The following is a 3,892-nucleotide window of genomic DNA, read 5'->3' on the forward strand; positions in this document are numbered from 1 at the left end:
GGACCACCCAGCCGAGGAACCGATTGAACCGGATGACGACCCGACGCCCGAGGGTGCGGACAGCTGTTCCGGCCCCGCCTCCGACCCTGAGAACCAGTCTCCAGATCCAACGGACACATCTGGAGAGCCATCGGAGGCGCTCACTCAGGAACTGTCGGGCACGCGCGCGCATGGAAACTCCGATCAGGGGGCGGGGAACGCTCTGGATCTTCCCGGCGATCTCTATTGAACACCGTCCCTCACGGGGATCACCGGCAGCTGGAGATGTGGCGGAATCCGGCCAGACGGTCAGGTGGTCTGGTCGTGGGGTGCTGGAGTCGACGGGGCTGCCGGTCGATGGGCCGGGTCGTGGCCCTGGTGGGGCGTGGTCGGATTCAGCGCTGAGCAGGGCGGGCTTGTTCGCGGGCGGCGAAGGCCATACCGAGGGTGAAGGGGAGGGGGGCGAGCGCGCCGGCGATGTTTCCGGTGGGGGCCAAGAGCACTACGAGGGGGCCGAGGCCGATCAGGGCGGTCTGCCAGCGGGGCAGCGGTCCGGAGCGGAGGAGGGCGATGCCGAGCAGGAGGATGCCGACGAACATCAGGAGGTACAGCAGGAAGTAGATGATGCTGGTCTTCATGGAGTCGTAGGCGAGGGCCTGGACGGCGACGCCTCTGGGGAGGGCGGGGTCGGTGAGGCGGTGCAGGTTCAGCGCGGAGACGGCGTTCGACAGGGCTCCCATCGGCGCGCCGAGGGCGACGAGGGCGGCTCCGGTGACCGCGAGCGGGCGGCCGCCGGCCAGGCGGGTCAGGCCGATGGCGGCGGGGACGAGGAGTGCCAGGCCGAGTCCGAGGAGGAGCACGAACAGCGGGAGGCGTGCGCGGTCGGGGGCGATGTCGAGCAGGGCCTGCGCGGATTTCGCGGGGTCGGTGCCGTGTCGTTCGTCGAGCGCCGCCGGTTCGATGGCGTTCGCCGCGAGGAGCAGCACCGGGGCGAGGAGCGTGGCCAGGGCCAGCGCCCGGGCGGGGAGCGTTCGGGGGGATCGGGCCTGTACTGCGGTGGATTCGGTCATGCAATCAGGCTCCCGGTCGGCGGATGGAGGCGGATCCGGGGAAACCGCGCGAATTGCTCCGTGCCAGCACGGAGACGAACGGGCCCATGGGCTGACACGATCTGTTCATGGTGCGTCTGACCCGGATTGCCGCGATCGCCGCTCCCGCCGGGCTGTTCGTCGCGGCCGCCGTGTGGGTGGCGGGTATCGTCCCGCTGATCACCAATATGCGTCCGGTGCAGGAGGACGACTTCGGGACCTCCTATGGCGCAATCGTGCAGTCGGTCGCGGCCCTGAGCTTCGCGTTGGTCGGTTTCCTTCTGGTGCGGCGGGTTCCGGGTAACGCGGTCAGCTGGGCGGTGCTGGCCGCGGGCGTCATGGTGCAGGTGTTCGGCGCGGCGGGCGATGACGTACCGGTGATCTCCGACCGCGCCGGGGTGTTGTTCGCCGCACTGATCCTCGTGGTGATTCCCCTGCTGTTCCCCGACGGCCGTGTGTTGTCGCGGGGGTGGCGGTGGTTCGGCTGGGTGTGCGCGGCGGTGGTCGGGGCGGCGATGGTCTGGCCGGTGGCCGGGCTGTTGCTCGGCCCGGCGTCGGCCGGTGCGCTGGCCAGCCTCGTGGTGCGGTACCGGCGGGCCGGGGAGGCCGGGCGGCTGCAGGTGCGCTGGCTGGTGCTCTCGGTTCTGTACGCCCTGGGTTCACTGGTGATCATCGCCGTGGCCGGTCATTACCTGCCGCGCCCCACCCCGATGTGGTTCCGGGTCGTGGTCGACGCCGGGAACACGCTGATCGCGGCGATCCCGGTCGCGATGGGGTTCGCGGTGCTGAAGTATCGGCTGTGGGCGATCGACGTGATCGCAGACCGCACTCTGGTGCTGCTCGGCGTATCGGGATTCACCGCGGCGGTCTACGGAGCGATCGTGGTCGGCATTGGCTCGGCGGCCGGAAGCGGCGGGAACATCTGGCTGATGGTCCTGGCGACCGTCGTCGTGGTTTCGGTGCTCCAGCCGGTACGACGGAGGATCGAGTCCGCCGCGCACCACGTGGTCTACGGCCGCCGCACCGACCCGTACCTGATCCTGAGCGAGTTCTCCCGGCAGGTGGCAGAAACCCGGCTCGGCACCGAGGCCATGAGCTCGTGCGCCCACGCGGCCGCAGCCGCCACCTACGCCACCGCCGCCCATGTCTGGATCCGGGCCGACGACTCCTGGCAGCACATCACCGGATGGCCCGACGGAACACCCGCAGGCCGGCCCCCGATGCCGGACGAGCCCGCCAACGTCTTCGTCGAGCACGACGGCACGGTCCTGGGCGCGATCACGATCGTCAAGGACGGTGTGCTGTCGCGGGAGGAGAAAGCACTGCTGGGCGACCTCGCCGCCCAGGCCGTCATGGTCTTCCGCAACGTCGCGCTCAACGCCGACCTGCACCGGCGGCTCGCCGAACTGTCGCATCAGGCTGAAGAACTCCGGCTGTCGCGCCAACGCATCCTCACTGCTGAGGACTCCGCGCGGCGCCGCATCGAACGCGACCTCCACGACGGCGCCCAACAGCGACTGGTCACCCTTGGCATCTCCCTTCAGCGGCTGCGGACCCGGCTGCCCGACGACCCGCACCTGCTGACCCGGCTCGACGCCGCATCGACCGACCTGCGTCAGGCCCTCGGCGAGCTCCGCGAACTGGCCCGCGGCATCCATCCCGCCCTCCTCACCGAGGCGGGGCTCGCCGACGCCGTCCGCTCCCTCGTCGAACGCTCAGCGATCGCCGCCGCTCTCCTCGCCGTCCCGCAGCGACGATTTCCACCGGCGGTCGAGACCACCGCGTACTACGTGGTCGCCGAGGCACTCACCAACGTCGCCAAACACGCCCCGGACGCGACCACCCAGGTGGAGATCACCCAACGCGACGACCGTCTGCACGTCAGGGTCACCGACGACGGGCCGGGCGGCGCCGACCAGGAATCGGGCACCGGCCTGCGCGGCCTGCGCGACCGCGTCGCCTCCATCGGCGGCACGCTGACCGTGTCCGGCACCAACGGCACCAACGGCACCAACGGCACCAACGGCACCAACGGCACCAACGGCACCAACGGCACCAACGGCACCAAGATCATCGCGGACCTGCCATGCGCCTGATCCTCGCCGACGACTCCGCCCTCTTCCGCCGCGGCCTGGCAGCGCTCCTGCACGAGGCCGGACACGAGATCATCGCCCAGCACGGCGACGCCGAGACCCTCCTGGACTCCGTCGCGGCCCTCGACCCCGACCTGGTCATCGTCGACATCCGCATGCCACCCACCGGGACCACCGAGGGCCTGCGCGCCGCCATTCAGATCCGCGAACACCACCCCCACATCGGCGTCCTGATCCTCTCCCAGTACGTCGAGACCGCCCAAGCGGTGAAACTCCTGTCGGCCAGCAACAGCGGAGTGGGATACCTCCTCAAGGACCGCGTCGGGGAGATCACCGAACTCACCGACGCCCTCGCCCGGATCAGCGGCGGCGGTACCGTGATCGACAGCGAGGTCGTCACCGTCCTCATGGGCCACCAACACCGCACCGGCCTCCTTCAACGCCTCACCGACCGCGAACGCGAGGTCCTGGAACTCATGGCCGAGGGACGTTCCAACGCCGCCATCTCCCACCGCCTTTTCCTCAGCGCCCGCACCGTCGAAACCCACGTCACCGCCATCTTCCTCAAACTCGACATCAGCCTCGACGCCAACGACAACCGCCGCATCCTCGCCGTCCTCACCCACCTCCGCAGCTAAGTATTGAAATAGTTTGATTATTTAATATCTGACTTGCGGGCCGTGATCATGTAATTCCATTCGCCGTGGAAATCGTGACGCTTGAACGGAATCC

At 69.3% G+C, this 3,892-nt stretch carries 3 protein-coding genes and 1 pseudogene; 3 read left to right on the top strand and 1 reads right to left on the bottom strand.

Annotation, left to right across the window (positions count from 1 at the left end; all coding sequences use genetic code 11):
- A pseudogene (locus U9980_RS24260) lies at positions 1-229 on the top strand (hypothetical protein); the annotation flags it as partial.
- Between the two features lie 145 nt (positions 230-374).
- Here U9980_RS24260 and U9980_RS24265 read toward each other — a convergent pair.
- Entirely contained in the window at positions 375-1,049 is a 675-nt protein-coding gene (locus U9980_RS24265; RefSeq protein WP_322770050.1) for a hypothetical protein, read from the bottom strand.
- 107 nt (positions 1,050-1,156) lie between these two features.
- Between U9980_RS24265 and U9980_RS24270 the strand changes: the two genes are divergently transcribed.
- Both U9980_RS24270 and U9980_RS24275 read left to right on the top strand, forming a co-directional pair.
- The gene (locus U9980_RS24270) at positions 1,157-3,163 is read left to right on the top strand and encodes a histidine kinase (RefSeq protein ID WP_322770051.1); all 2,007 of its coding nucleotides are present in this window, start codon (positions 1,157-1,159) and stop codon (positions 3,161-3,163) included.
- Positions 3,154-3,798, top strand: coding sequence for a response regulator transcription factor (locus U9980_RS24275; RefSeq protein ID WP_322770052.1), 645 nt, complete (start codon positions 3,154-3,156; stop codon positions 3,796-3,798). Before U9980_RS24270 ends, U9980_RS24275 begins: the two co-directional genes overlap by 10 nt.
- Positions 3,799-3,892 lie beyond the last annotated feature (94 nt).

This window comes from Protofrankia sp. Cr1, from assembly GCF_963555865.1.
GTDB lineage: Bacteria > Actinomycetota > Actinomycetes > Frankiales > Frankiaceae > Protofrankia.